1 protein-coding gene is annotated in these 219 nt (G+C 45.2%); it reads left to right on the forward strand.

Annotated elements, in window-relative coordinates; translation table 11 throughout:
• The coding region (locus tag H6A20_RS13385) for a transposase (protein ID WP_204907563.1) at nucleotides 1-219 on the forward strand (219 nt) is incomplete at both ends.

Here is a 219-nt window from a genome sequence, read left to right on the forward strand (position 1 = left end):
AGTATCAGCGCTGTATCGTACATCAGGTACGGAATACGCTGAAATATGTTCCGGATAAAGACAGGAAAGCCTTTGCAGCGGATTTAAAAACAATCTATCAGGCATCCGACGAGAAGAAAGCTCTGGACGCACTTGACCGGGTAACAGAGAAATGGACGCCTAAATATCCGAACTCCATGAAACGCTGGAAAGATAACTGGGATGCGATTTCTCCGATTT

This window comes from Mordavella massiliensis, assembly GCF_016901695.1.
In the GTDB taxonomy this organism is placed as follows: domain Bacteria; phylum Bacillota; class Clostridia; order Lachnospirales; family Lachnospiraceae; genus Claveliimonas; species Claveliimonas massiliensis_A.